This is a genomic window from Pantoea sp. Ap-870 (genome assembly GCF_011752515.1).
Classification (GTDB): domain Bacteria; phylum Pseudomonadota; class Gammaproteobacteria; order Enterobacterales; family Enterobacteriaceae; genus Pantoea; species Pantoea dispersa.
In genome coordinates, this window is record NZ_VWXG01000001.1 from 624,224 (window position 1) to 648,329 (window position 24,106).

A 24,106-nucleotide genomic window follows, 5' to 3' on the forward strand; every position below is an offset into this window, starting at 1 on the left:
GCAATGTAATCAGCTGTGGTTGAACCAGTTGAGCCAGCGTAATGGCCAGGGCCGCGGTCGGTTTTCCTGCTGATTGAGCTGAGTAATGCGCTCCTGAATGGTGCTCAGCAGCGAGTCGCCGCTTTCGCTCTGCCAGGCAATACCGGTTAACAGCGGCAGCGCTTCGTCAACGCGCTCAATCGCCCAGATATGGAACTGGCCCTGCTGTACCGCTTCTACCACGTCGTCGCTGAGGCTGAGATGGCGCACGTTGCTGGCAGGCAGAATGACGCCCTGTTTTCCGGTCAGTTCACGCGACTGGCAGATATGGAAGAAGCCTTCGATTTTCTCATTCAGACCACCCACCGGCTGCACATTACCAAACTGGTCCACCGAACCGGTAACGGCAATCTGCTGGTTCAGCGGCTGGTTTGCCAGCGCGCTGATCAGCACGCACAGCTCGGCCAGCGAGGCGCTGTCACCGTCGACTTCGGAGTAAGACTGCTCAAACACCAGCGATGCCGAGAAGGGCAGCTGCTGTTCCAGCTCCAGCTCGGAAATCAGATATGCCTGCATGATCATCATGCCTTTGGCGTGGATGTTGCCGCCAAGCTCCGCTTTGCGCTCCACGTCGGTAAACTCGCCATCGCCCGGGTGCACAACACAGGTGATGCGTGATGGCTCGCCCCACGGACGTGGATGACCAGGGAATTCAATCACCGACAGGCCGTTGATCTGACCAACTACTTCGCCTTCCGTTTCGATCATGATCTGATTTAACAGGATCTCATCGCGCATCCGGTCGGCAAGGAAACTCTCGCGCCACTGGCGTGCTTCCAGCGCCTCTTTCAGCGCCTCACCATTCAGTGTCTCACCGTGCAGCGCGGCTTCCTGCAGCTGACGGCGCAGCCAGCGCGGGCACAGCGGCAGCGTGTCCTGATCGCCGGTCAGACGCACCGCTTCCTGGATCAGCAGCGGCCAGAAATCAGCTTCGGGTGGCGTCAGACCGGCCAGTTCCGCCTGGCATAGCGTCCAGCGACACCAGTTGGCCATGTCATCATCATCGACCAGTTGCAGATTCTCTTCAAACTCGCTGTAGAGCGCCATTTCGTGCACTTCAACGTCCAGTTCCTGGAAGCTGGCCAGCGCCTCGCGATCGCCACATAAAATCAGACGAAGCTGCAGCGGCAGCGGAGGAATGGTCACCGGCAGGGGACGGCGCTCGTCCGGTGAATACCAGTCAAAGCGGCCCAATTCGATCACTTTGCGCAGACGTAGCCACAGCAGCGGCTGCGCCAGCAGGGTATTGATCGACAGGATCAGCGTGCCACCGTTAGCCTGATGCAGCAGACCGGGCTCCAGCTGTACGCGATCTTTATACTGACGCACGCAGCCAAACAGCTGCTCGGACTCAATCCAGTCGGCGTAATGCACGCCACCGGTGCTGGTGAAGGGACGGCTGGCATCGACAGGCGGTTGCAGGCTGACGTTGTCGCCCATTACATGATAATCACCGCCGTACAGCGCGTCCTCATCAGGCTGAAAGCGCTGCGCCGCCTCGGCAATCCACGCCAGATAATCACTGTTTTCCTGGCTGCGTAACAGCAGCAGCGGAAAGCCCAGCGTTTGATGATGTAAATGCGCCAGCGCATTCAGCAGACGCGGCTGAACCGCGGCAAGCGTATCGCTATCTTCCAGAGAGACGGTTGAGAAAAGTGATTGGTAGCGTGAGCTATCCGGCTGCAGGGCTTGCCACGTAAGTTGAGTGCTGGTCAAAATATTCGCATTAGTCTGGTTCAGGAAAAGCGCGATTATACAGGATTCAACCCGGTTAAGCACGGCGCACTTCCGGCCTGAACTGTGATGGCCGCAACATGTTTTTCCTTGCTGCATCCGGGAAAAAAGCTGTTATTCTTAGTTTGTTACGTGATCACGATGAGATTCCGATGAAATACCAGCAACTCGAAAATCTTGAAAGTGGATGGAAGTGGAAATACCTGGTGAAAAAGCATCGGGAAGGTGAGCTGATCACCCGGCATATTGAGCTGAGCGCTGCGCAGGCGGCGGTAGAGACGTTGCTGGCGATGGAGAATAACCCGGTTGAGGTCGGTGACTGGATCGCAAAGCATATCCATCCGGAGCTGGAAAACCGTCTTAAGCAGACCATACGCGCGCGGCGTAAACGTCATTTCAACGCAGAGCATCAGCACACGCGGAAAAAATCGATCGATCTGGAGTATCTGGTGTGGCAGCGTCTGGCCGGTCTGGCGCAGCGTCGTAACAGCACCCTGTCAGAGACCATTGTTCAGCTGATCGAAGATGCAGAACGCAAAGAGAAGTATGCCAGTCAGATGTCGACGCTGAAGCAGGATCTGCAGGCGATTCTGGGTAAAGGCGGCGCGGATAACGAATAGCAAAAAATGCGTGTGATAAAAAGCCAAAAAAAACCCCGCCGAAGCGGGGTTTTTTATTGCGCGATAACTTAAGCCTGTGGCTGAGTTACAACGTCTTTGATACCTTTCACGTCGATTTCTACGCGACGGTCTGGCGCCAGGCAGTCGATCAGGGCATTGCGGCCTTTCACGCTGTCACAGGTGTTGCCAGTAACTGGGTTAGATTCACCCATGCCACGTGCAGAGATCTTGTTAGCCGGGATACCTTTAGATACCAGGTAGTCGACAACAGACTGAGCACGTTTCTCAGACAGTTTCTGGTTGTACTGGTCTGAACCGATGCGGTCGGTGAAGCCCAGAACCACAACAGAACCGTCTTTCGGATCCATTGAGCTCAGCTGGCTGTACAGCTGATCCAGAGCCTGCTGGCCTTCTGGCTTCAGGGTAGATTTGTTGAAGGTGAACAGCACGTCAGACTTCAGAGTGAAACGCTTGGTTTCAACAACCGGAGCCGGAGCTGGCGCTGGGGCAACAACTGGTGCAGCAGCTTCGTCCTGACCGAAACGGTAAGAAACGCCGACGCTCAGCATGCTGTTGTCTGGACGCGCACCAACGGTACCTGCGTCACCGATGTTGTTAACCCACTGGTAGTCCAGGCGAGTCGCCCAGTTTTTGGTCAGTGCGTATTCAACACCAACAGCAGCCAGCGGAGAAACGCCGGTGTCGTGGTTGCTGATGCGGCCGTTGTCTGGGTTGGTCTGAGTTGAATCAGCACGCCATACCATGCCGCCCAGACGGGTGTACACGTCCAGATCGTCAGCAATTGGGTAGCTCAGTTTAGCTGCCAGCTGAACGCCCTGTGCTTTGAATGCGCCATTGGTCACGTTGCCTTTGTTCGGCATACGGCCCAGCCAGTCGTAGCCCAGCTCGAAGCCCAGGTATGGGTTAGCCTGGTAGCCCAGGAAAGCACCTGCGCCCAGCTGAGATTCGTGAGTTGGACCGTCGTTGTTTTCGTAACCGTTACCGTAGTAACCAGTATCGTGATACTGAGACCAGCCCAGTTTAGCACCGGTATACCAGGTGTCATCTTTAGGAGCGGCCTGCGCTACGGTAGCGAAGCCAGCCAGTGCCACTGCAATTGCGATAGCTGTCTTTTTCATTTTGCGCCTCGTTATCATCCAAATAGGCAATGAGCAAAAAGGTTGCTCTTGGTTGTAATCCTTCGCCGGGTCTAAACGCTCGCTTATGACTCTACCGAAAAAACGGAGGTTATTGAGCACCCTGGCGAGGTAAAGTCTACAACGAGATTGGAAACTTACAAGTATGATGTGACGTCAGCGGATAAAAAAACAGGGATTTATACACACATTTTAACAAATGACATGGCAAAATTTTCGCTACCAGAAAAGAAAAATGCGGCTAAGCCATTGTCATAGCTGGCGGGAAAAGAATCAGTGGCTTAGCCGCAACTTTGTGAAAAAATAGCGTGAGAAAAATCTTAGTTTTACTTAATGAAACAAATCAGAGGGAATTTTTGCGCTGTTTGGCTGTCTGGACAGAGCAAGATCCCGCCCCTGAGGACGCATAATCAATCCCAGCGCTTCGCCTTCGGCGGCTGCCTGCTCAAGTTCCAGGCGCTCTTCATTGCTCAATTCATAAGGAATCCAGGCGAGTACCACGCTGTAGTTACCGGTGCGCAACGCTTTCACCATGCTCTCAACCGTGCTTAAACGCTCGGATTCCGTAATATGCATACTCTTTTCCAGCGGTAATCCTGACTGCTGCATCCAGCTGCGGTTCAGTTTGTGCGCTGGCGTCAGCCACAGCTGCCAGCGTGACTGCGTGCTCAGCTGCTTGAGGACCGGCAGTAACAGCAGCGGCATGATGCCGGGCTGCTCGCTATAACGCAGTTCAGTAATACCACCCAGAGAAGGTTGCGTTAAGCCCGTCGCAGCGAAACGGTGAGCACGATCAGCAGGGCCAGAGTATTGAGTACGCATATTTTAATCACTCAGTAATGAACTGTATGAATATACAGTAATGAGTTCCTGGATAAAGATCAACCTCAATTTCTGAAAATGCCTCGCAAATTCCGCACAAGAACCGCGCGTTGCCGCTTTTATTCATTGAACAGCTAAATCGTTTTTTCTATCTTCTAACCAGATGAATCTCTGAGCTTTTTATAGGAAATTTCCCGCGCAAGGAATGAGGAAAAGGGGACGTTATGAAGAAAAATAATCCGGTGGTTGAGCAGTCCAAAGCCCAGTTAGCGGCATTGGGAAAAATTGAATCGCGCACCCAGTTTGGTGGTTACGCGCTGGCGGTCGAAAAGGTGGTGTTTGCTTACATCAATGAGGATGCGCTCTATCTGCGCGCCAGCGAGGCGCTGCAGCACTATGCCGCACAGCGCCCGCTGGAACCGTTGATATATCGCAAGCGCGGCATGCCGGTGACGCTCAGCTACTACAAAGTGGATAAACAGCTCTGGCAGGACGCCGATCAGCTGCTGCGCTTATCGGCCAGTTCGCTGTCTGCGGCGCGCGCCGAGGCGGCGAACAGACTTGTCTTGCTCAGGCTGAAAGATCTGCCCAATCTCAGCCTGCGGATGGAGCTGATGCTGCACAAAGTCGGGATCAATTCTGTTCGCTTACTGTATGAAATGGGCTCGCGTCAGAGCTGGCTGAAGTTGCGGGCGGTGAATAAAGATATCGGCCTGAAAACGCTGCTGGCGCTGGAAGGCGCCATTTCCGGCCATCACCAGGCCGCTTTGCCGGCGGCGGTACGTGAAGAGTTAAGCGCCTGGTATCAGGAAACGCTCCGCCAGCACGCCGCGGCGGAGAGCCTGTTGCCTTAAGCGGCAGCGAGGGTGCGGCGCAGACGGGCAATTTCCGGCAGCAGCGCAACCAGCAGCCCCAGCTGCTGCAACACCAGCGGTGCCTGAGCCTCCTCACTGGTTTTCAGCGCGCTCAGGCGCTGCATCAGTGCCTGCTGCATCGTTTCCGCCTGCGCTTCGCTGACGCGTTCGATCTGCAGCACATCCTCGACGAAGCATACCGCGTCATCTAAAAGCGTCAGCAGTTCGCCCTGCGTCAGCTGCTCCCGGTGCGCGCCCAGCGCCGAGATGTAGCTGAGGAACGAGTGGTTGAGGCACATCAGACGGAACGCATTCTCGCGCAGCGGCGGCTGTTGCTTCAGTTCGCCGCTGATATTGGACACCACGGACGCCAGTTCCGCATCGGCGTTGTGCGCGTCACGGCGCGCCACGCGGTAGGCGAGACGGTTATCTTTACCCTGATGATACTGTTCCAGGATGGCATCAAGATAACGACAGTTGGCATTCAGCGTGCGATCGGCAACCGTCGTCAGCTGACGGAAACGCCAGTCAGGCCAGACAAACGCCACCGCCAGCCAGGCCAGGCCACAGCCGAGCAAGGTATCCACCACGCGCGGCAGGGCGACATCAAAGCCTTCACCCAGCAGATTGAAGCACAGCAACACCAGCAGGGTGATGAACAGCGTCGCCTGCGCGTACTGAATCTGGCGGAAGGCGAAAAACAGCACGCCGCTCAGCACAATCAAAACCAACTGGCCCTCGATAGAGGGCACCAGCCACAGCACCGGCAGGCCAATCGCAATACCGGCCAGGGTTCCGCCAATGCGCAGCGCCAGCCGCCGCCGTGTGGCGTTGTAGTTAGGCTGGCAGACAAACAGGCTGGTCAGCAGGATCCAGTAGCCGCGATGCAGGCCGGTAAGCTGAATGAAGGCGTACCCCACGCACAGCACCAGCGACATGCGCACCGCGTGGCGGAACAACGCCGAGGTCGGACTCAGATGTCGACTGAGGCGCAGCCGGATATCCGCCCAGCCACTCAAGCCTTCACGCGACAGATGGTGATCGCTCTGCGTCAGCGGTTCTGCCAGCCGCTGCTCTGATTCGATCGACGCCAGCTGCGCGTCAATGGCGCGTAAGTTGCGCAGCAACCAGAACAGCGGACGAATGTGCGTCGCCTGCGGATCGTTATGTTGCAGGCGCTGCAGGGCGGTCTCCAGCCGTTCAAAGCTGCGCGCAAAATGGCTATCGTGGTGCCACGGCTGGCGCAGCACGATATTCTCTGCCAGCTGGCGACAGGCCTGCGCCTGCATGTTCAGCAGTCGCTGAAAGCGAAACAGCACCTCGTTGTAGCGCCAGTCATCGCGCAGCAGGTGATATTGCAGATGCGACGAGCTGGCGCGCTCGTGAATATCCTGCGCCACAAAATAGTAATGTAGGCTGCGCCGCGTGCTGCGCGAGCCGCGGTCGCCGCGTAAACGGCTCTGAATGGTGGTTTTTGTCAGGTTGAGCTGCGCCACCAGCTGGCTATTGACCATCGCGGTGGCGATCAGCGCCGCGTCATCCTGCTCACCGCCGTCGGGATCAAACAGATTGGCCTTGGCTTCCAGATAGCGCGCCAGCTGGGAAAAGCTGGCGGCCAGCTGCTCCTGCACCGGGCGCACCGGAAACATCAGGTGGCCGATAAAGGTCAGCAGGTTGTACCACAGCGCGCCAATCAGCAGCAGCGCCGGCTGCATCCACCACTGCGGAAACAGGCCAATGCCCAGCATGGTGTACACCGCGATCAGCAAGGCACCAAACGCAATGGTGGCGTAGCGCTGCCCCAGCGCGCCCAGCAGGATAAATCCCCAGCTGGAGAGCGCAAGGCCGATAGCAAACAGCCACGGATGCGGAAACAGCAGCTCAACCGAGACCGAGGCGATGCAGAAGCACACCAGCGTGATGAGCAGGTTGCGCACGCGGCCGGTCCAGCGATCGTCAAGATCGGCCAGCGCCGCCGCCACGACGCCGAGCGTTAGCGGAATGGTCCACTCAATCTGCTGCAGCCACCAGGGAACGGCGGCACAGCCGGCCAGCGCGAAAAAGATGCGCAGCAGGTAGCGCAGGCTGCTGTTGAACAGATAACGGCGCCAGCCGGGCAAAGCGTCAGGCATCATCTTCAGCCTCAGTAGCGGCGCCGCGCGTTGGCTTCACGCGCCGCCTGCGCTTCTTCCACTGACACCACGCGGCGACCTACCGGCCACAGCGCGATAGCGGCGATTTTAAAGTGGGCAATGCCGGTCGGAATACCGATGATGCTCAGACACTGCAGGATGCCGGTCGAGATGTGCATCAGGCACAGCCACCAGCCAAAGAAAATCAGCCAGAACAGGTTGAGGAAGGTACCACCGGCGTTCAGCACGTGGCTTTTGCTCTCCGGGCGCAGCACGTCAACGTGAACCGCTTCGTTGCCAAACGGCAGCAGGGACAGTTTGGTGATCTCCCAGCAGGAGCGGGTCAGCGGCAGGGTAAAGATCAGCACGATGCTGATCAGCGTGGCCAGCAGCCAGCCGAAGGTGGTGATAAAGCCGCCAAGAACAAAATTCAGAATATTAAGCACGGTGCGCATAACGCGATTTTCCTTTTGCAATCCGCAATATGTGTCGCCCAGTTTAGCGTGTTTTAAGGCTGGAGCGCTAAGGGTCTGACAGGTAAACTGCGCGATAATTGAATTCCACATGACGGTGCGGAGATGGAACTAAAAGCAACATCCATGGGTAAACGGCTGGCACAGCATCCCTATAACCGGGTGCGATTGCTGGCTGCCGGTGTGGAAGTCAGCGGCGATCGTCACGAATACCTGATCCCGTTCAATCAGCTGATCGGTATCACCTGCAAACGCGGCCTGGTGTGGGGCGAGCTGGAGTTCTTATTACCGGAAGAGAAAGTGGTGCGGTTGCACGGCACCGAGTGGCAGGAAACCCAGCGTTTTTATCATTACCTTCAGCAGGCGTGGCAGCAGTGGAGCCTCGAAATGAGCGAAATCAGCGCGCAGGTGCTGAGCGCGCTGCAGCAGGAGATCGTCGCGTTTACCGGCCAGGATCGCTGGCTGAAGCGCAGCGAGCTGGCCGCGGTGAAAGAGACCATCACGCGCCAGTTTTCCGCCTTACCGCTGCCGCTGGCAAGGCTGGAGGAGTTTGATAACTGCCGCACGCTGTGGCGCTTTTGCCAGCAGTGGCTCGAGCACGGCGAGAGCGCGATTCGGCAGCGCAACCGTGAATGGAGCGCGCGGGTGATCAGCGATAATCACGCCTTCTTCTCCACCGTGGAAACCACGCCGCTCAATCCATCGCAGTGTGAGGCGGTGGTCAACGGTGAAGACGCGCTGCTGGTGCTGGCTGGCGCGGGCAGTGGCAAAACCTCGGTGCTGGTGGCGCGCGCCGGCTGGCTGTTACAGCGCAAACTGGCGCAGCCGGAGCAAATCCTGCTGCTGGCTTTTGGTCGCCAGGCGGCGGAAGAGATGAACGATCGGATCCAGACGCGGCTGGGTGAGAGCGCGATTCAGGCGCGTACGTTTCACGCGCTGGCGCTGCACATCATTCGTGAAGGCAGCAATAAGCAGCCGGTCATCAGCCGGCTGGAAAGTGACAGCAGTGCGCGACGTCAGTTGCTGATCGAAAACTGGCGTGAGCAGTGCAACAGCAAAAAGGCGCAGGCCAGCGGCTGGCGACAGTGGTTGCAGGAAGAGCTGGCGTGGGACGTGCCGGAAGGTCCGTTCTGGCAGGATGACAAACTGGCGCAGCGTCTTGCCGTGCGGCTGGAGCGCTGGCTCGGCCTGATGCGCATGCACGGCGGCGCGCAGGCGGCGATGATTGCCGATGTGCCGGAACCGCTGCGCGACAATTTCACGAAGCGCGTCAGGCTGATGGCACCGCTGCTCAAAGCATGGAAAAGCGCACTGAAAGCCGAGGGCGCGGTGGATTTCTCCGGGCTGATCCACCAGGCGATCGCTGTGCTGGAGAAGGGCCGCTTTATCAGCCCGTGGAAGCACATTCTGGTGGATGAATTCCAGGATATTTCCCCGCAGCGGGCGGCGCTGCTCAGCGCGCTGCGGCAGCAAAATAAGCGCACCAGTTTGTTTGCGGTCGGCGATGACTGGCAGGCAATCTATCGCTTTAGCGGCGCGGAGATGAGCCTGACCACCGCGTTTCATCACTATTTTGGCGAAGGCGACCGCTGCGTGCTGGATACCACCTACCGCTTCAACGATCGCATCGGTGACATTGCCAACCGCTTTGTGCAGCAGAATCCGCATCAGCTGCGCAAGCCGCTCAACAGCCTGAGCAAAGGGAACAAGAAATCCATTACGCTGCTGCCGCAGGAGCAACTGGAAGCGCTGCTCGACAAGCTTAGCGGTTACGCGAAGCCGGACGAGCGCGTGCTGCTGCTGGCGCGTTACCATCATCTGCGTCCGGCCATGCTGGATAAAGCCAAAACCCGCTGGCCGAAACTGCGTATCGACTTCATGACCATCCACGCCAGTAAAGGTCAGCAGGCGGATTTTGTCATCGTGCTGGGGCTGCACGAAGGGCGTGACGGCTTCCCGGCGCAGGCGCGCGAGTCGATCATGGAAGAGGGACTGCTACCGCAGCCGGAGGATTTTCCGCATGCTGAAGAGCGGCGCCTGGCCTACGTGGCCATCACGCGCGCGCGTCAGCAGGTATGGCTGATGTTTGATAAAGAGCGGCCTTCCGTGTTTGTCGAACACCTGCGCGAACTGGGCGTTGCGCAGAGCCGGAAGGCCTGAGCCATCAGGCTTTCAGGCGTTCCGTCAGGTAGCGCTGATAATCGGGGATCTGGATGGTCACTTCGCTGGCAAACATCGGCGAATGGATAATGAAATCCGCGGTGGCACGGTTGGTCGCCACCGGGATATTCCATACGGTGGCCAGGCGCAGCAGCGCTTTGACGTCCGGATCGTGCGGTACTGCATTGAGCGGATCCCAGAAGAAGAACAGCACATCAATTTTACCTTCAGCAATCAGCGCGCCGACCTGCTGATCGCCGCCCATCGGCCCGCTGAGCATGGCATTCACATCCAGTCCGGTGTGACGATTGATCAGGTTGCCGGTGGTGCCGGTGGCATACAGCACGTGAGGTTGCAGCGCATTTTGATTGATTTTTACCCAGTCCAGCAGCGAGGCTTTGCAGTGGTCGTGGGCAACGAGGGCGATGTGTTTCTGAACTTTCAGGGTACGAACGGTCTGCTCCATGGGGCTTCCTGTTTCGGCGCGTGCAAACGTAGTGAAGGCACGAGTTTACCCCTGGCGTTCAGCTGCTATCAACTTGCGCGTAGGGTTTTCACCCAACTGATAAAACGCTGCCGCGTGGCGGCATCAACACGCTGCAGCCAGCGTTGCAGCGCGGGCATATTACTGGCGTCCTGCCATACCATATCCAGACTGAGACTGGCGTCCGGTACGCTGGCCGCCTGCAGCGCAAAGCGCGGCACGCTGGCCGCCTGCGCCGTACGGTTGTAATTGATCATCGCCTGTTCAACATTGCCGCTGCTCTCACCCGGCAACCGATCGCGAATGCTGGCTATTTCATTACCACGCTCATCAATCAGCTGAAAATTCAACGATTTATCAAACAGGCTGCGTTCGCGGCGGTTATTCAGCGCCGGCAGGCGAATCGCTACGGAATGGGCGTCGGCGGTGAAGGTGACGATCATCAGTTCTGAGCGGAAGTGAGTGGCATCGGCGCAGGGTTTATCCACGCGAAACAGAAACTGATGCTGACCGCGCTCCAGCTCAAGGCTGTCCGCGCCTTTCAGCAGCGAACCTGAGATTTTGCGCCCATCCAGCACCAGCAGGTCGATCTGCGGATCGAGCTTCAGGGTGATGGCATGGCAGGTTGCCGATACGAGCAGCAACAGCAAACCCGTAACAGCCAGAGACAGCTTCATTTGAACTCCCGGAACAGGGGAAAAAGGGCGATGTGTAGCAAATTATTACATTATGGCAGTTAATTTACATTTTAACATATTTATTCGTGTCGCCGCGCAAACTTTTCGTGCGCTGCGCTTGCACTTTAGCGCGCAATGGCATCTACACTCAGGCGAGTGAACAAGGAGAAAAACATGAACGATCAAACGATTCGCGATGTCCTGACGCAAACCCAACGCATCGCGCTGGTCGGTGCCAGCGATCGCCCTGAGCGTGCCAGCTATGGCGTGATGAAATACCTGCTCGATCAGGGTTATGAGGTGATTCCGGTGAGTCCGAAGCTGGCAGGGCAGCAGCTGCTGGGGCAAACCGTGTACGGCACGCTGGCGGAGATTCCAGGCAAGATTGACATGGTGGATGTGTTCCGCAATTCCGAAGCGGCATGGGGCGTGGCGCAGGAAGCGATCGCTATCGGAGCGAAAACATTATGGCTGCAGCTGGGCGTGATTAACGAGCAGGCGGCGGTGCTGGCGCGTGATGCCGGGCTGACGGTGATTATGGATCGCTGTCCGAAGATGGAGATTCCGCGGCTGGGCGTGACGCGGTAAATAAAAACGGCGACTCCGGGTCGCCGCACGATTAATGCCGCAGGCTGGGTGCCTGCAGCTGCTGACGGATTGAGGCCGCCAGTTCATCCATGGATGGCTGTTCCGGATGCTCAAACGAGGTCTCTCCGGCCAGCTGAATCTCTGCGATATAGGTGTGCACCTGTTCGCCTTCCTCATCTTCCATCACCACGTGATACCAGGGAGCGGCACGCAGCGATTCCGTCGCGCCAACCTCATCCAGCTGCGGATCGTCCAGCGAATACTCCGGGTCGACGTCCACAATCACGCCGAGCACCCCGGAGAGACGGTGCCGGACCTGCTGTCCAATTCCAAATTTACTGGCAATCATTGTGACCTCCCAAAACTTTGCCCTGTCACCAATATGGGGGCAGGGACAGCGTTTTCAAGTCACAGCACGCGACAGGCAAAGCCTTTCAGATAAAGCCCTTCAGGATAGCTGGCGATCACCGGATGGTCGGCTGCCTGACGGAACTGCTCTATAAATTGTACATCACGACCGGCATCGACAGCGGCATCAGCGATAATTTTCTGGAACAGCTCGGTGGCCATCAGCCCGGAACAGGAGAACGTCAGCAGAATGCCGCCCGGATTCAGCAGCTGCATCGCCAGCATGTTGATGTCTTTATAGCCGCGGCAGGCGCCCATCAGCTGATTTTTGTTTTCAACGAACTTCGGCGGATCCATCACGATCATGTCGAACTTCTCGCCGCTGTCGCGGTAGCGGCGCAGCAGTTTGAACACATCGTCGCGCAGGAACTGCGCGCGGGAGAGATCCAGCCCGTTAAGCGCCACGTTCTGCTTTGCTACGTCAAGGGCGTCCTGCGAGGTATCCACACTGATCACTTCCCGGCAGCCGCCGAGCAGAGCAGAGACCGCAAAGCCGCCGGTGTAGGAGAAGCAGTTAAGCACACGGGCATTTTCTGCGTAACGACGGGTGGCAAAACGGCTGTCGCGCTGATCGAGGTAATAACCGGTCTTGTGACCGCCCTGAATATCCACCAGCAGCTGCATGCCATGCTCGGTTATCGGCAGCAGCGCAGGCGGCAGATCACCGCTTACCGGACCCTGCGCCAGCTCCAGTCCCTCTTTCTTGCGCACCGCCACGTCAGAACGGTCGTAGATGGCGCAGTCGGGATAGCACTGCTGCAGCGCCGAGACGAGAGCCGGACGTTGATACTCCGCCCCGGCCGACAGCAGTTGCAGCACGAGGAAATTACCGAAGCGATCAATCGTGACGCCCGGCAGTCCATCGGACTCGCCGGCAATCAGGCGATAGCTGTCCAGCCCGTCGCGCTGTGCCAGCCAGTCGCGCCACTGCTGCGCTTTCTGCAGCGTGCGCACAAAGAAGGCGATGTCGATTGACTCATCCTGCTGCCAGCTCCAGACGCGCGCGCGAATTTGTGACTGAGGAGAGTAGGCGGCGCGGGCCAGCCATTTGCCGTTGCTGTCACAGATATCAATGGTTTCACCCGACTGGGCTTTACCTTCCATACGGGCAACGGCCCCGGAGAACACCCACGGATGGCGGCGGAGCAGGGATTTTTCACGTCCCTTAGCGAGAATCAATCGAACGGTCATGTTTGCTATGCTTACCTGAAAAAATGAGGCGCCATTTTCCGGTGGATGGCGGCAAAATGCAACGCACAAAGGGGAGATCGCCATGGCGACGACAGGTTACAAAATCTGGGTTCACGGCAGGGTGCAGGGCGTGGGCTTCCGTTATTACACCCAGGCGCAGGCGAACGCGCTGGGCGTCACCGGCTATGCGCATAATCTGGCGGATGGCAGCGTGGAGGTGCTGGCGGCGGGAGAAGCGCAGCAGGTGGAGTCACTGATTACGTGGCTGAAGGCGGGCGGACCGCCCAGTGCCCGGGTCGATAAGGTGCTGGTGGAGCCGCATCAGCTGGCGGAGCGGCCGACGCGGTTTACTACCGGATGATCACAGACACTTCGCCGGTTTTGGCAGGCCGGCGATTTTAGTGGCCTGTTTGGCCGGACCTTCCGGGAACAGGCGAAACAGATAGCGGCTGTTGCCTTTCTCTTCACCATATTTTTGCGCCATGGCTTTGACCAGCATGCGCACCGCCGGCGAGGTATTAAACTGCTGATAAAAATCACGCACAAAGTGCACCACTTCCCAGTGCGCTTCACTCATCTCAATCGCTTCCTGCTGGGCGATGGCCTGCGCCAGCGCTTCACTCCAGTCGGCGCTATTTTTCAGATAGCCTTCTGCATCAGTGGCAATCTCTTTACCGGCAAAAATCACATTATTTCCTCATATCGTCAGCGCGCCCATTGTAAAGGCGGCGGCGGATAAAAAGCAAAAACCCCGCCGGAGCGGGGTTTAACGGTGCGTGCGTTACGTCTTAGTCGCGGTTGGCGAAGCCCAGCAGGCTCAGCAGGCTGACAAAGATGTTGTACAGCGAGACATACAGGCTTACGGTGGCGCGAATGTAGTTGGTTTCACCGCCCTGAATGATGTTGCTGGTTTCCCACAAAATGGCACCGGCAGAGAACAGAATAAACAGGGCGCTGATTGCCAGGTGCAGCGCAGGCAGCTGCAGAAAGATATTGGCAACCACGGCCACCAGCAGCACCACAAAGCCGGCCATCATCATGCCGCCAAGGAAAGACATGTCGCGACGCGTGGTCAGGACATAGGCGGAACAGCAGAAGAACACCAGCGCGGTGCCGCCCAGCGCCATGGCGATAACATCACCCATACCGGCGGTGAGGAACGAGCTGAGAATCGGACCGAGGCAGTAACCGAGGAAGCCGGTGAAGGCAAACGCGGCCAGAATACCCGCCGGGCTGTTCGCCAGGCGATAGGTCAGGAACATCAGTCCGTAAAAGCCCACCAGCATCAGAATCAGCCCCGGCGAGGGCAGGGCGTAGACGGTGCTGAGCGTGGCGGTGACGGCGGAAAACGCCAGCGTCAGGCCAAGTAAGAAATAAGTATTGCGCAGCACTTTATGAGTGCTGAGTAGCGACTGCTGCTGTGACGAGCTAATTATTCTGTCCATCATGCGCTCCTGTTAGAGAGAGAACACCAAATATGGCCTGAGAATACGCAACGGTCAGAGGACAGAAAAGGCGTTTTACCCATCTTTACGCGATAAATTGCTGTTTCACTGAGCAGAATGACGATTAAGACGGCAAAAAAATCATATTTGACTGTTTTTCAGGCGAACGAATCACTGGATGCTTTACATCGTTCGGGGGGATGTTTATAGTGCGCCTCATTGCGGAGGGGTGGCCGAGCGGCTTAAGGCAGCGGTCTTGAAAACCGCCGATGGGAAACCATCCGAGAGTTCGAATCTCTCCTCCTCCGCCACTTCACACTCTCGCAGTGTGAGGTGACAAAAAGATTTCAGGAGGGATGGCCGAGTGGCTTAAGGCAGCGGTCTTGAAAACCGCCGATGGGAAACCATCCCAGAGTTCGAATCTCTGTTCCTCCGCCATATAAGAGAAGCCCGCAGTGATGCGGGCTTTTCGCTTTTCTGCTTTCCATCCTTCTGAAAAACATCCTGAAGCTTTTCAATCTGCTGCCGTAACCCGACGGCCAGCGCGTTTACTGCTATAGTCGATGCACGGTTTTTGCAAACATCTGGCGATTTTCTCAGGCAAGCTGGGTTACACTGTGCGGTAATTCGCTCTTTGGCGAGCTAATCGCTTGAATGCCAGAGTGTTTCCCTGATGAATTATGGAATAGGCACAATGATCAAGAAACTGAGTCTTTGCGCGCTGTCAGTGATCGCGGCGCTGCCGATGGGTATGAGCGCTTATGCCGCGGATGGCGACATGCAACTGCAGCAGGTCCTGATGCTGAGTCGTCACAACCTGCGTGCCCCGCTGGCCAACAACGGCAGCGTGCTGGAGCAGGCGACGAAAAAAAGCTGGCCGCAGTGGGATGTGCCCGGCGGTGAGCTGACCACCAAAGGCGGCGTGCTGGAAGTCTACATGGGTAACTACACCCGTCAGTGGCTGGCCCAGCAGGGGCTGGTACAGAACGGCACCTGTCCGGACAGCAGCAACATCTTTGTCTATGCCAACAGCCTGCAGCGCACCGTTGCGACGGCGCAGTATTTCGTCACCGGTGCTTTCCCGGGCTGCGATATCGCTGTCACCCATCAGGATGCGATGGGCACCATGGACCCAATCTTCAATCCGGTAATCACCGATGGCAGCGAAGCGTTTAACAAGAAAGCGCTGGCGGCGATGACCGCAGCCAATGAGAAGCTGGCGCTGAAGCCGGCCTTTCAGCGGCTGGAAAAAATCGTGGATTACAAATCAGCCCCGGCCTGTAACGGCAAGAAACAGTGCGACCTGAGCAGCGGCGACAACACCTTTAGCGCGGAAAACGGCAAAGAGCCCGGCGTCAATGGCCCGCTGAAAGTGGGTAACTCGCTGGTCGACGCCTTTACGCTGCAGTATTACGAAGGTTTCCCGGCGGATCAGGTTGCCTGGGGACAAATCAAAACGCCTGAACAGTGGAAAGAGCTGGCGGCGATCAAGAATGGCTATCAGGATGCGCTGTTTACCGCGCCGGAAGTGGCGCGTGACGTTGCCGCACCGCTGGTGGATTACATCCGTAGCCAGCTGGTCGATCAGGATAAAGCCACCGCGCCAAAAGTCACGCTGATGGTCGGACACGATTCGAATATCGCGTCATTGCTGAGCGCGCTGCAGGTTAAGCCATACGAGCTGCCGGGTAACGACGAGAAAACCCCGATTGGCGGCCAGGTGGTGTTTGAACGCTGGCACGATGCAAAGAACAACAAAGATCTGCTGAAAGTGGAGTATGTCTATCAGACGGCGGATCAGCTGCGTAATGCCGATGTGCTGAGCCTGAAGAACCCACCGAAGCGCGTTACGCTGCAGCTGGCGGGGTGTGACACTGACGCCAACGGCTACTGCAGCTGGGATCAGTTCACCAGCGCGCTGAACAACGCGCTGCAGGGTACGCCGCTGCAGCCAGCCGCACCGGCACCGGCCGCACAGCCTGCTGCCGCGCCGGCAGCCAGCGATGACGCACCGGCCAAAGCGGATCAGGCCAGCGCAGATAAAGCGGCGGCTGACAAAGCCGCGGCTGATAAAGCTGCAGCGCAGAAAGCCGCTGACGCCAAAGCCGCTGAGGAAAAAGTGAAGGCGGACAAGGCCGCGGCGCAAAAAGCGGCGGACGACAAAGCCAAAGCTGAGAAGGCCAGCGCTCAGAAGGCCGCAGAGGAGAAGGCGAAAGCCGATGCCGCAGCGGCGCAGAAAGCGCAGGCTGAGGCAGCGCCGGCGAAGCCGGAGGCGGACGCTAAACCCGCGCAACAGCCGGCAGCGGCCAGCAACTAAAACGCCAGCAGGGTCGCCATGCACGGCGACCCTGCTGTGTTGTTACCGGCTGCGCATTGACGCACACCGCAGTGAATCGAAAAAACCACCGTTCAGTTCAACGGTGGTTTTATGCCGCTTAACCGGCTACCACGACCAGTTTCTGGTTAGCAAACTCCTTCAGCCCGAGATCCGATAGTTCACGGCCATAGCCGGAACGCTTCACGCCGCCGAACGGCAGCTCAGCCGCGGTATCGCTCTGCGAATTGATAAACACCATGCCGGTCTCAATCTGCGAAGCCATGTTGCGTCCGCGCGCAATGTCCCGCGTCCACACGGAACCGCCCAAACCGTAGTGTGAGTCGTTGGCCAGTGCCACGGCAGCACGATCGTCCGCCACCACATATACCTGCGCCACCGGGCCGAAAAACTCCTGATAATAAGCCGGGTTATCCGGCGTCAGGCCGGTCAGGATGGTTGGCTGGTAGTAGCAGCCGACGCCGTCGATTACGCGTCCGCCGCATTCCACGCGTGCGCCATGCGCCACCGCCTCGTCCACCTGTTTCACCAGTCGGTCACGTGCATCCTGTGACGACAGCGGCCCCAGCGTGGTTTTTTCATCTAATGGATCGCCAGGCGTCGCGGATTGCAGCGCCGCGCTAAACTTAGCCATAAAGCTTTCAGCAATCTTTTCATGCAGAATAAAGCGCTTGGCCGCGGTACATACCTGACCGCAGTTGCTGAGCCGCGCCTGCGCCCCCTGGCGCACCGCTTCATCAATGTCGGCATCGTCCAGCACCACAAACACATCGTTACCACCCAGTTCGAGCGTGGATTTTTTCAGGTGCTTACCGGCCTGCTCAGCCACCGCGCTGCCAGCGCGCTCCGAACCGGTGAGCGCCACACCCTGCACGCGCGGATCGGCAATCAGATCGGCCACCTGCTGGTTAGAGATGAACAGATTAGTCCACGCGCCCTGCGGCGCACCGGCTTCCAGCACCAGCTTTTCAAACAAGTCGGCGCAGTGCGGCACAATGTTGGCATGTTTCGCCAGCACCGGATTGCCCAGTGCCAGGTTCGGTGCCAGCACGCGCATCAGCTGATAATACGGGAAATTCCACGGCTCGACGGCCACCACCACGCCAATCGGATGGTATTCGAGCCAGGCGTCACCGACATCGCTGGGATAGGGCTGTGCCTGCAACAGCCTTGCCGCGTGTTCGGCATAATAGCGCGCGATGCTGGCGCAGATTTTTACTTCGCCGCGGCTCTGGCCAATCAGCTTACCCATCTCTTTGCTGGCAATAGTGGCCAGCTCTTCGCTGCGCTGGTCGATCAACTCTGCCAGACGCTGCAGCACCTGCAGACGCGGCTGAATATCGCCTTTGCTCCACGGCGAATGGTAGAGCGCATCGGCGGTATGCAGCGCCTGCTGCGCGTAGCTGTCATCGTGTGATGGCCAGGTTTTCAGCAGCTGATTATTGGCCGGATTAATGCTTTGATAGGCTGACATAAAAGCTCCCTGACGGCTAAAAATGAGAAGGCGGGACATGCCCGCCTGTGCTTCAGATGTTTTTACGTTCGACCGGCTTATCGTCCCACGTCAGGACGTCCTGGTCGGTTTTCTCAAACGCGCGGAATAACACCTCATCGCTGCCTTGCTGGCGCCAGATCTCTTCGGCAAGCCGTTCGTCATAATTCGCCACTTCGAAAATTGCTTCAGCGATTTCCGGTGAAGTGTGACGTAAGGTCGCCCATTCGCCCACGTGGTGAGCTTTAAACTGTTCTGTTGCCATAACTCTCTCCTGTTGGGAATTTATCCTTTCAGTTTTACCGCCAGACCGGCGACGTATTGGCCCTGATAACGGGCAATTTCCAGTTCTTCCGCCGAGGGCTGGCGCGATCCGTCACCGCCCGCCAGCGTGGTTGCGCCATACGGCGTACCGCCACGCACCTGCGAAATATCAAACAACTCTTTGGTGCCGTAGCCGATGGGCACAATCACCATGCCGTGATGTGCCAGGGTGGTCCACACCGAGGTGATAGTCTGCTCCTGACCGCCGCCAGTGCCGGTAGACGCAAACACGCTGGCAATCTTGCCGTACAGCGCGCCAGAGGCCCACAGGCCGCCGGTGCGGTCCCAGAAATTACGCATCTGACCGGACATGTTGCCGAAGCGCGTCGGGGTGCCGACGATAATGGCATCGTACTGCCGCAGGTCGTCCGGTTTGGCTTCCGCCGCCGGCTGATTAACCTTCCCGCCGACCTGAGCAAACCGTTCGGCATCCATACTTTCCGGCACGCGCAGAATGGTGACTTCGGCACCGCTCACGCTCTTCGCACCGTCCGCCACCGCGTTAGCCATGGTCTCGATATGTCCATACATGGAGTAATAAAGCACCAGAATTTTTGCCATCGTGTTTTCATCCTGTGGTGTAAGGAACAGAAAGAAGTATAGAAGAGGCTGCGCGCTATGCTGGTCAGCCATTGAACAGTCACGGAGATCGCGCTGCGACTTCTGCCGCTAACCGCTTGTTTTTCAGCTTAATATCTTGCCATAAAAACGATGCTAAGCGGTTTATCTGTTGCAAAGTATGAATATGTGCCTGATCGTGCGCATCCATTGGCTATGCTTTAAGCGGGTGTGGCGAGATATTACGCACCTGACCAGACACTGTTAGCGCAGTGAAATGTCTTCACCACCTATGCTCAATACCTGGAGGAAATGATGGCTCAACATCGTGGAGGATCAGGCAACTTCGCGGAAGATCGCGAAAGGGCCGCGGAAGCGGGTCGTAAAGGCGGTAAAAACAGCGGCGGGAATTTCAGAAATGATCCGCAGCGTGCTGCCGAAGCAGGTGAAAAGGGGGGACGCAGCCGCGCGAAAAAATAGTGCGTCTGTGACGGTATCCCCGGCCGCCGGGTACGCCCGGCGGTTACAATGATTGCAATTTGCCCGGCTAATCAGCAAAAATGTGCGCCAGTCCTCTATTCTGGTGCGTTATGTCTGCTTCCACTTCCCGCCTCAGCCTGCGTATTACGCGTCAGGAGCTGGTACTTATTTTTATCACTATGGTCTGGGGTGGCACCTTTCTGGTGGTGCATCGCGCCATGGCGCATTCGGGGCCGTTCTTTTTTGTCGGGCTGCGTTTCGCTACCGCCTCGCTGCTGCTGGCCTTTTTCTTTCGCCGCTATTTGCGTCACATTACCTGGCTGGAAATCAAAGCGGGTGCGCTGATTGGCGTGGCGATTGCCGGCGGTTACGGATTGCAAACCTGGGGTATGCAAACCATTTCCAGCAGCCAGTCGGCGTTTCTGACGGCACTTTACGTGCCGGTGGTGCCGCTGTTGCAATGGCTGTTTCTGCGCCGGCCGCCGGGCCTGATGGCGTGGCTGGGCATTTTGCTGGCGTTCACCGGTCTGGTGCTGGTGGCGGGTCCGCAGGATGGCAGCCTGACGCTGAATGCCGGTGAGATCGCCACGCTGCTCAGCACCCTCGCCATTGCCGCCGAGATCATTCTTATCAGCCGCTACGCCGGGCAGGTCGATGTGCGCCGCGTAACGCTGGTACAGCTGCTGGTGGCTTCGGCCTGCGCCTTCGTGCTGATGCTGCCCAACGGCGAATCTTTACCCACGCTATCGGCGCCGCTGTTGTTCAGCGCGCTGGGCCTCGGCGCGGCCAGCGCGCTGATTCAGGTCACCATGAACTGGGCGCAGCGCAGCGTCTCGCCGACGCGCGCCACAGTGATTTATGCCGGCGAGCCGGTGTGGGCCGGTGTGGTCGGACGTATTGCCGGCGAACGGTTACCGGCCGCGGCGCTGCTGGGCGGCGCACTGATTGTCTGCGGGGTGATTGTCAGTGAACTGCGCCTGCGGCGCAAAAAAGCGGTGCCGGAGCAGGCACCGCAGAAGCCTTAAGGCTGCGGGCGCGCCGCCGGCTGGGTCAGCGCGGCACCGCGCCGCTGCAGAATGGCGTTGAGGATGATGGCACCGAAGGTGGCCGTGCCGATGCCGCCGAGGGTAAAGCTGCCAATCTTCAGCGCAAAATCCCCGGCACCGAGCACCAGCGTGGTCGCCACCATAATCAGATTGCTGTTCTGGCTAAAATCGACATGGTTTTGCACCCAGATACGTGCGCCGGCCACGGCGATTAAGCCAAACACCACAATTGAAGCGCCGCCAATCACCGGGCCGGGAATGGTGTGGATGAGCGCACCGAACTTAGGCGAAAAGCCCAGCACCAGCGCAATCAGCGCCGCAGCGACAAACGCCAGCGTGGAGTAGACTTTGGTCACCGCCATCACGCCAATGTTTTCGGCATAGGTGGTGACGCCGCTGCCGCCGATGGAGCCGGACAGCATGGTTGCCAGGCCGTCGCCGACGAACGCGCGTCCCATCCACGGATCGAGATTACGCCCGGTCATGCCCGCCACCGCTTTAATATGGCCGAGGTTCTCTGCCACCAGAATAATCGCCACCGGTGCGATCATCACGATTGCCTGCATATCAAATACCGGCGCGGTGGTGTGCGGCAGACCAAACCACGCGGCGCTGGCCACGCGGCTGAAATCCACCGGCTTGCCGAAGCCCATCACATTGGTCAGCAGGGCGTACAGCGCCCAGGCGACAATCAGTCCGACCAGAATCAGCATCCGCTGCACCATGCCGCGGGTGAACACCGCCACCAGCCCGATGCACAGCACCGTCATCACCGCCATCCAGCTATCAAACATCGAGGCGGAGACGCTGTGCACCGCAATCGGTGCCAGATTAAGGCCGATGGCCATCACTACCGCACCGGTGACCACCGGTGGCATCAGCCGTTCAATCCAGCCGGTACCGACTTTCATCACCACCAGGCCAATCAGCGTGTAGAGCGCGCCGCAGGCAATAACGCCGCCCAGCGCCAGCGCCAGGTTGGGATTGAGCCCCTGACCGTTGAAGCCGGTAATGGCGATCACCACGCCGACAAACGCGGCGCTCGATCCGAGATAACTCGGCACGCGACCACCGGTAATGACAAAGAACAGCAGGGTGCCGATACCGGAAACCAGAATCGCCAGATTGGGGTCCAGCCCCATTAGCAGCGGCATCAGCACCGTTGCGCCAAACATTGCTACCGCATGCTGCAGGCCCAGCACGAACGTCTGCCCGAGCGGCAGGGTTTCGTCGGGGGCAATCAGCCCGTTATCGCTCATGGCTGACTTTTTCTGCCAGCGGGGGAACCAGGAACTCGCCATCGTCTTCTCCAGGGTAGTGGTCGAACCGGGCCGCACGGTGCGGCGTTAGCGGGCGTCCTGCCGTGAAAGGGCATGGTAGCGACGGTCAAACCACATCAGACCGGGCTGGGCATCATGGCGCTCCAGCGCCATCACGTTGCAAAACAGAATGTCGTGTGTCGCCACGCTGACGACCTGCGTGATGGTGCAGTCGAACGCCATCAGCGCCCCCTGCAGCAGCGGGGCGCCGCTGTGCTGCGTGTGCCAGTGGGCGGCGGCAAAACGTTCCGCCATCGGGGTTTTACCGCCAAACAGCGTTGACAGCGATTCCTGGCCAGCGGCCAGCGTGTTCACACACAGCACGCCGTTGTCGCGGAAGATCGGCCACACCGATGCATTACGATTGAGGCAGACCAGCAGCGTCGGCGGCGTATCACTGACGCTGCACACCGCGGTGGCGGTAAAACCGGCGCGTCCGGCCGGCCCGTCGGTGGTGATGATATTGACCGCCGCGCCCAGGCCGGACATGGCATCGCGGAAAGCCTGCTGGCTCACTTCGGGCAGCAGAGGCAGTTCATGTACGCTCATCATCGGCTCCGTGATTAGCTGGCGCGGCGAGCCGGCGTGGCGGTGTCCGCCAGCCAGCGCAGCAGCAGCGCATTAAAGTTGTCGGCATCGGTCACGCTCATGGCATGGCCGCCCCACGGCATCTCAATCAGGCTGCCGTTGGGCAGCGCCTGCGCCAGCTGCGGCGAGCAGCTCCACGGCACCAGCAGGTCATCCTGACTGCATATCGCCAGCACCGGCTGGGTGATTCGCGAGGCGTGCGGACGGAAATCGGCCGATTTCAGCGCGTGCAGACGCCGCAGCAGGTTCTCCATGCCCTGGAAATGCGCCACGTGATGCACATCCTCCGCGCTGATGCGTGACTGATGGCGTGCCAGCCATTCGGCCGGATAAAGAAACAGCGGCTGCGCGCGCACAAACGCTTCAACACCAACGTTGAGCAGCAGATCCTGCCGCACCTGGAAGCAGCGTTCGGTGTGGGCATCCAGCGCCAGCCAGCCGTTGATCACCACTACGCGTCCGACGCGCTGCGGATAATCAAGCGCCAGCTGCAGGCCAATCAGCCCGCCAAGCGCATGGCCCACGATGTCATACTGTTCGATGCCGTGCTCCGCCAGCGCGTCGGCCAGTTCCGCTGCCATCATCGCCATGCTGTAACCTTCCGGCAGCGTATCGGGGCTGCGACCGGTGCCGCGCTGATCGTAGGTCACCACGCGATAGTGCGGCGTCAGTGCCGCCAGCTGCGGTTGCCAGAAAGCGGCCACGCCGCCCAGCCCGGACGACAGTACCAGCGTCGGCGCGTCGGGCGCGCTTAATCCCTGAATGTCCAGATGCATTACGCCTCCTGCCGGCCAATGTGTGCCACGCTGGCGATTTCAATCAGCGCATCGGGTTTCACCAGACCGCACTGAATACAGAAGCGCGCCGGTTTGTCGCCGGGAAAATAGTCGGCATACACCTGGTTTACCGCCGCGTAGTTGCTCCAGTCGGTGATGAAAATCGAGTTGAAAGTGACGTCCTGCAGGCTGCCACCGGCGGTCTCGATCACTTTTTTGATGGTTTCCAGCACGTGGCGGGTTTGCGCCGCCGCATCCCCGACGTGCACCACGTTGTTGTCGGCATCGAACGGCAGCGTACCGGAAACGTACACCACGGCATCGGCTAAAGTGCCGGGCACAAACGGAGCGATCGGCGTCGTGGTGCCGGGAGGAATAATCACTGTTTTAGGCATGACTCAGAG

General features: G+C 58.5%; 26 protein-coding genes and 2 tRNA genes. 10 read left to right on the forward strand and 18 right to left on the reverse strand.

The features are described from left to right. Window positions 1-9: 9 nt before the first annotated feature. A complete protein-coding gene (locus tag F3J41_RS02975; RefSeq protein WP_058759728.1) occupies window positions 10-1,872 on the reverse strand; it encodes a Lon protease family protein in 1,863 nt (620 codons plus the stop codon). A gap of 53 nt (window positions 1,873-1,925) precedes the next feature. Here F3J41_RS02975 and matP point away from each other — a divergent pair, with 53 nt between their 5' ends. Continuing rightward, window positions 1,926-2,393, forward strand: a complete 468-nt coding sequence (gene matP, locus F3J41_RS02980; protein ID WP_021508308.1) for a macrodomain Ter protein MatP — start codon at window positions 1,926-1,928, stop codon at window positions 2,391-2,393. Window positions 2,394-2,461: 68 nt separating this feature from the next. Here matP and ompA read toward each other — a convergent pair whose 3' ends face one another. After that, on the reverse strand, window positions 2,462-3,532 hold the full coding sequence (gene ompA / locus F3J41_RS02985) for a porin OmpA (RefSeq protein ID WP_058759727.1): 1,071 nt from the start codon (window positions 3,530-3,532) through the stop codon (window positions 2,462-2,464). A gap of 348 nt (window positions 3,533-3,880) precedes the next feature. Next, the gene (sulA, locus tag F3J41_RS02990; RefSeq protein ID WP_031279848.1) at window positions 3,881-4,372 is read right to left on the reverse strand and encodes an SOS-induced cell division inhibitor SulA; all 492 of its coding nucleotides are present in this window, start codon (window positions 4,370-4,372) and stop codon (window positions 3,881-3,883) included. A 224-nt stretch (window positions 4,373-4,596) separates the two neighbouring features. On the opposite strand from sulA, the gene F3J41_RS02995 reads away from it, so the two are divergent. Further along, complete coding sequence (locus tag F3J41_RS02995) at window positions 4,597-5,226, forward strand: TfoX/Sxy family DNA transformation protein (RefSeq protein WP_058775389.1); 630 nt, start codon at window positions 4,597-4,599, stop codon at window positions 5,224-5,226. Here F3J41_RS02995 and yccS read toward each other — a convergent pair. Both yccS and F3J41_RS03005 read right to left on the reverse strand, forming a co-directional pair. Then, window positions 5,223-7,361 carry a YccS family putative transporter gene (yccS, locus tag F3J41_RS03000; RefSeq protein ID WP_058775390.1) on the reverse strand — a complete coding sequence of 713 codons (2,139 nt, stop codon included), beginning with the start codon at window positions 7,359-7,361 and terminating at the stop codon, window positions 5,223-5,225. The two genes, F3J41_RS02995 and yccS, sit on opposite strands and share 4 nt — an antisense overlap. A gap of 8 nt (window positions 7,362-7,369) precedes the next feature. Then, complete coding sequence (locus tag F3J41_RS03005; RefSeq protein ID WP_104186958.1) at window positions 7,370-7,813, reverse strand: YccF domain-containing protein; 444 nt, start codon at window positions 7,811-7,813, stop codon at window positions 7,370-7,372. Window positions 7,814-7,936: 123 nt separating this feature from the next. On the opposite strand from F3J41_RS03005, the gene helD reads away from it, so the two are divergent. Next, window positions 7,937-9,991 (forward strand): DNA helicase IV, encoded by a 2,055-nt coding sequence (gene helD / locus F3J41_RS03010; protein WP_166709893.1) that lies wholly within the window; start codon window positions 7,937-7,939, stop codon window positions 9,989-9,991. 4 nt (window positions 9,992-9,995) lie between these two features. On the opposite strand, the gene F3J41_RS03015 is transcribed toward helD, so the two are convergent. Together F3J41_RS03015 and F3J41_RS03020 are read right to left on the reverse strand one after the other, a co-directional pair. Next, entirely contained in the window at window positions 9,996-10,457 is a 462-nt protein-coding gene (locus F3J41_RS03015) for a methylglyoxal synthase (RefSeq protein ID WP_021508301.1), read from the reverse strand. Window positions 10,458-10,525: 68 nt separating this feature from the next. After that, window positions 10,526-11,152: a DUF2057 family protein gene (locus F3J41_RS03020; protein ID WP_104092785.1), complete on the reverse strand. Its 627-nt coding sequence runs from the start codon at window positions 11,150-11,152 to the stop codon at window positions 10,526-10,528. Between the two features lie 174 nt (window positions 11,153-11,326). On the opposite strand from F3J41_RS03020, the gene F3J41_RS03025 reads away from it, so the two are divergent. Further along, entirely contained in the window at window positions 11,327-11,740 is a 414-nt protein-coding gene (locus F3J41_RS03025) for a CoA-binding protein (RefSeq protein WP_152391150.1), read from the forward strand. 31 nt (window positions 11,741-11,771) lie between these two features. Here the strand turns inward: F3J41_RS03025 and hspQ are convergent, their stop codons facing one another. Continuing rightward, on the reverse strand, window positions 11,772-12,089 hold the full coding sequence (gene hspQ / locus F3J41_RS03030) for a heat shock protein HspQ (RefSeq protein WP_021508298.1): 318 nt from the start codon (window positions 12,087-12,089) through the stop codon (window positions 11,772-11,774). A 59-nt stretch (window positions 12,090-12,148) separates the two neighbouring features. Next, a complete protein-coding gene (rlmI, locus tag F3J41_RS03035) occupies window positions 12,149-13,339 on the reverse strand; it encodes a 23S rRNA (cytosine(1962)-C(5))-methyltransferase RlmI (protein ID WP_058780791.1) in 1,191 nt (396 codons plus the stop codon). Between the two features lie 82 nt (window positions 13,340-13,421). Between rlmI and yccX the strand changes: the two genes are divergently transcribed. Then, window positions 13,422-13,700, forward strand: a complete 279-nt coding sequence (gene yccX, locus F3J41_RS03040) for an acylphosphatase (protein ID WP_058780790.1) — start codon at window positions 13,422-13,424, stop codon at window positions 13,698-13,700. Here yccX and tusE read toward each other — a convergent pair whose 3' ends face one another. Then, on the reverse strand, window positions 13,701-14,027 hold the full coding sequence (gene tusE / locus F3J41_RS03045) for a sulfurtransferase TusE (protein ID WP_010616552.1): 327 nt from the start codon (window positions 14,025-14,027) through the stop codon (window positions 13,701-13,703). Between the two features lie 100 nt (window positions 14,028-14,127). Then, a complete protein-coding gene (gene yccA / locus F3J41_RS03050) occupies window positions 14,128-14,784 on the reverse strand; it encodes an FtsH protease modulator YccA (RefSeq protein ID WP_021508295.1) in 657 nt (218 codons plus the stop codon). Window positions 14,785-15,007: 223 nt separating this feature from the next. Between yccA and F3J41_RS03055 the strand changes: the two genes are divergently transcribed. From F3J41_RS03055 to agp, 3 genes are all read left to right on the forward strand, one after another. After that, window positions 15,008-15,095, forward strand: a tRNA-Ser gene (locus F3J41_RS03055). A 39-nt stretch (window positions 15,096-15,134) separates the two neighbouring features. Beyond that, a tRNA-Ser gene (locus F3J41_RS03060) sits at window positions 15,135-15,222 on the forward strand. A 256-nt stretch (window positions 15,223-15,478) separates the two neighbouring features. Beyond that, window positions 15,479-17,101 (forward strand): bifunctional glucose-1-phosphatase/inositol phosphatase, encoded by a 1,623-nt coding sequence (agp, locus tag F3J41_RS03065; protein ID WP_193717982.1) that lies wholly within the window; start codon window positions 15,479-15,481, stop codon window positions 17,099-17,101. Between the two features lie 118 nt (window positions 17,102-17,219). Here the strand turns inward: agp and F3J41_RS03070 are convergent, their stop codons facing one another. From F3J41_RS03070 to wrbA, 3 genes are read right to left on the reverse strand one after another with little or no spacing between them, the layout of a single operon-like run. Further along, the gene (locus F3J41_RS03070; RefSeq protein WP_136547995.1) at window positions 17,220-18,593 is read right to left on the reverse strand and encodes an NAD-dependent succinate-semialdehyde dehydrogenase; all 1,374 of its coding nucleotides are present in this window, start codon (window positions 18,591-18,593) and stop codon (window positions 17,220-17,222) included. A gap of 52 nt (window positions 18,594-18,645) precedes the next feature. Next, window positions 18,646-18,876, reverse strand: coding sequence for a YccJ family protein (locus tag F3J41_RS03075; RefSeq protein WP_021508292.1), 231 nt, complete (start codon window positions 18,874-18,876; stop codon window positions 18,646-18,648). Window positions 18,877-18,896: 20 nt separating this feature from the next. After that, window positions 18,897-19,496, reverse strand: coding sequence for an NAD(P)H:quinone oxidoreductase (gene wrbA / locus F3J41_RS03080; RefSeq protein WP_166709895.1), 600 nt, complete (start codon window positions 19,494-19,496; stop codon window positions 18,897-18,899). Between the two features lie 312 nt (window positions 19,497-19,808). On the opposite strand from wrbA, the gene F3J41_RS03085 reads away from it, so the two are divergent. Both F3J41_RS03085 and F3J41_RS03090 read left to right on the forward strand, forming a co-directional pair. Beyond that, window positions 19,809-19,973, forward strand: coding sequence for a general stress protein (locus F3J41_RS03085; RefSeq protein ID WP_010616548.1), 165 nt, complete (start codon window positions 19,809-19,811; stop codon window positions 19,971-19,973). 110 nt (window positions 19,974-20,083) lie between these two features. Then, window positions 20,084-20,998 (forward strand): DMT family transporter, encoded by a 915-nt coding sequence (locus tag F3J41_RS03090; protein WP_021508290.1) that lies wholly within the window; start codon window positions 20,084-20,086, stop codon window positions 20,996-20,998. On the opposite strand, the gene rutG is transcribed toward F3J41_RS03090, so the two are convergent. The 4 genes from rutG to rutC are packed head-to-tail and all read right to left on the reverse strand — an operon-like array spanning window position 20,995 to window position 24,097. Continuing rightward, window positions 20,995-22,320 (reverse strand): pyrimidine utilization transport protein G, encoded by a 1,326-nt coding sequence (gene rutG, locus F3J41_RS03095; protein WP_166709897.1) that lies wholly within the window; start codon window positions 22,318-22,320, stop codon window positions 20,995-20,997. The genes F3J41_RS03090 and rutG overlap by 4 nt on opposite strands. 45 nt (window positions 22,321-22,365) lie before the next feature. Next, window positions 22,366-22,887 carry an NADH-dependent FMN reductase RutF gene (gene rutF, locus F3J41_RS03100; RefSeq protein WP_166710250.1) on the reverse strand — a complete coding sequence of 174 codons (522 nt, stop codon included), beginning with the start codon at window positions 22,885-22,887 and terminating at the stop codon, window positions 22,366-22,368. Window positions 22,888-22,901: 14 nt separating this feature from the next. Then, window positions 22,902-23,702: a pyrimidine utilization protein D gene (gene rutD, locus F3J41_RS03105; RefSeq protein WP_021508287.1), complete on the reverse strand. Its 801-nt coding sequence runs from the start codon at window positions 23,700-23,702 to the stop codon at window positions 22,902-22,904. Further along, window positions 23,702-24,097, reverse strand: coding sequence for a pyrimidine utilization protein C (rutC, locus tag F3J41_RS03110; protein WP_152391145.1), 396 nt, complete (start codon window positions 24,095-24,097; stop codon window positions 23,702-23,704). Before rutC ends, rutD begins: the two co-directional genes overlap by 1 nt. Window positions 24,098-24,106: the final 9 nt, after the last annotated feature.

Coding starts and splice junctions, on each gene's coding strand:
- F3J41_RS03070 (WP_136547995.1), bottom strand. CDS start 18,593: ATGTCAGCCTATCAAAGCATTAATCCGGCCAATAATCAGCTGCTGAAA.
- rutF (WP_166710250.1), bottom strand. CDS start 22,887: ATGAGCGTACATGAACTGCCTCTGCTGCCCGAAGTGAGCCAGCAGGCT.
- F3J41_RS03085 (WP_010616548.1), top strand. CDS start 19,809: ATGGCTCAACATCGTGGAGGATCAGGCAACTTCGCGGAAGATCGCGAA.
- F3J41_RS03090 (WP_021508290.1), top strand. CDS start 20,084: ATGTCTGCTTCCACTTCCCGCCTCAGCCTGCGTATTACGCGTCAGGAG.
- yccS (WP_058775390.1), bottom strand. CDS start 7,361: ATGATGCCTGACGCTTTGCCCGGCTGGCGCCGTTATCTGTTCAACAGC.
- F3J41_RS03075 (WP_021508292.1), bottom strand. CDS start 18,876: ATGGCAACAGAACAGTTTAAAGCTCACCACGTGGGCGAATGGGCGACC.
- yccA (WP_021508295.1), bottom strand. CDS start 14,784: ATGGACAGAATAATTAGCTCGTCACAGCAGCAGTCGCTACTCAGCACT.
- F3J41_RS02995 (WP_058775389.1), top strand. CDS start 4,597: ATGAAGAAAAATAATCCGGTGGTTGAGCAGTCCAAAGCCCAGTTAGCG.
- F3J41_RS03025 (WP_152391150.1), top strand. CDS start 11,327: ATGAACGATCAAACGATTCGCGATGTCCTGACGCAAACCCAACGCATC.
- hspQ (WP_021508298.1), bottom strand. CDS start 12,089: ATGATTGCCAGTAAATTTGGAATTGGACAGCAGGTCCGGCACCGTCTC.
- agp (WP_193717982.1), top strand. CDS start 15,479: ATGATCAAGAAACTGAGTCTTTGCGCGCTGTCAGTGATCGCGGCGCTG.
- yccX (WP_058780790.1), top strand. CDS start 13,422: ATGGCGACGACAGGTTACAAAATCTGGGTTCACGGCAGGGTGCAGGGC.
- F3J41_RS03005 (WP_104186958.1), bottom strand. CDS start 7,813: ATGCGCACCGTGCTTAATATTCTGAATTTTGTTCTTGGCGGCTTTATC.
- rutC (WP_152391145.1), bottom strand. CDS start 24,097: ATGCCTAAAACAGTGATTATTCCTCCCGGCACCACGACGCCGATCGCT.
- rutD (WP_021508287.1), bottom strand. CDS start 23,702: ATGCATCTGGACATTCAGGGATTAAGCGCGCCCGACGCGCCGACGCTG.
- rutG (WP_166709897.1), bottom strand. CDS start 22,320: ATGGCGAGTTCCTGGTTCCCCCGCTGGCAGAAAAAGTCAGCCATGAGC.
- ompA (WP_058759727.1), bottom strand. CDS start 3,532: ATGAAAAAGACAGCTATCGCAATTGCAGTGGCACTGGCTGGCTTCGCT.
- F3J41_RS02975 (WP_058759728.1), bottom strand. CDS start 1,872: ATGCAGCAAGGAAAAACATGTTGCGGCCATCACAGTTCAGGCCGGAAG.
- sulA (WP_031279848.1), bottom strand. CDS start 4,372: ATGCGTACTCAATACTCTGGCCCTGCTGATCGTGCTCACCGTTTCGCT.
- rlmI (WP_058780791.1), bottom strand. CDS start 13,339: ATGACCGTTCGATTGATTCTCGCTAAGGGACGTGAAAAATCCCTGCTC.
- wrbA (WP_166709895.1), bottom strand. CDS start 19,496: ATGGCAAAAATTCTGGTGCTTTATTACTCCATGTATGGACATATCGAG.
- helD (WP_166709893.1), top strand. CDS start 7,937: ATGGAACTAAAAGCAACATCCATGGGTAAACGGCTGGCACAGCATCCC.
- F3J41_RS03015 (WP_021508301.1), bottom strand. CDS start 10,457: ATGGAGCAGACCGTTCGTACCCTGAAAGTTCAGAAACACATCGCCCTC.
- F3J41_RS03020 (WP_104092785.1), bottom strand. CDS start 11,152: ATGAAGCTGTCTCTGGCTGTTACGGGTTTGCTGTTGCTGCTCGTATCG.
- matP (WP_021508308.1), top strand. CDS start 1,926: ATGAAATACCAGCAACTCGAAAATCTTGAAAGTGGATGGAAGTGGAAA.